Source organism: Nocardia amamiensis NBRC 102102 (assembly GCF_001612745.1).
GTDB classification, from domain to species: Bacteria; Actinomycetota; Actinomycetes; order Mycobacteriales; family Mycobacteriaceae; genus Nocardia; species Nocardia amamiensis.
The window spans coordinates 1-858 of the sequence record NZ_BDBA01000459.1; the positions used below are offsets into that span (position 1 = coordinate 1).

At 65.0% G+C, this 858-nt stretch carries 1 protein-coding gene; it reads right to left on the reverse strand.

Going from position 1 to position 858, the window contains the following annotated elements; translation table 11 throughout:
• A partial coding sequence (locus NA4_RS38410; RefSeq protein ID WP_245671810.1) for a condensation domain-containing protein occupies positions 1 to 858 on the reverse strand: 858 nt, incomplete at both ends.

An 858-nucleotide genomic window follows, 5' to 3' on the forward strand; every position in this document is an offset into this window, starting at 1 on the left:
CCAACTCGCGATACGTCAACAACTGATCGGCGTACACGACCGCGACGGTGTCCGGATACTGCGCCACCGCACGCCGGTAGCCGTCGAGGAGCAGTCCGGCAGCAACGGGATAGTGGGTGTCGTTCCAGGACTCCAGAATCGCGGTGCGTTCCGGCGTGTCCAGCAGGTCGATCTCTCCCACCAGCACCTGCGGCGACTCGGCAATGACCGCGAGGATTCGGCACAACCGCCCCGCGAAGCCCGCGACAGTCGCCTCGTCGAACAGGTCGGTGGAGTAGGTGAACGCCGCCGAAATCCCCAACGGTGTCCGCTCGTCCTCGCGGGGCACCATGGTCAGCTCGAGATCGAACTTCGTCAGCGACCACGCGAACTCCAGCGCGGACACGTTCAGCGACGGCAGCTCGAGCGTTGCGGGCGTGAAATTCTGGAAGGTCAGCATCACCTGGAACAACGGATGATGCGCACTCGACCGCACCGGGTCCAGCAACTCCACCAAGCGTTCGAACGGCACCTCGGCATGCCCGAACGCCTCCACATCGCGACCGCGCGCATGATCCAACAGCTCGGCGAAGCTGTCAGCAGGATCGACCTCGGTGCGCAAGGCGAGGGTGTTGACGAACATGCCGATCAAACCACTCAACGCCGCGTCCCCACGACCCGCCACCGGCGTACCCACGGTGATATCGCCGGTGTTCGACAAACGCGCCAGCAACACCGCGAACGCCGCATGCGCCACCATGAACAGAGTGGCGTCGTGGCGAAGCGCGAGCCGGTTCAACGCGGCATGCACCGTCGCGTCGATCGTGAACTCGTACGTCGCGCCGCGACCAGAGAACAGCATCGGACGCGGGCGGTCCA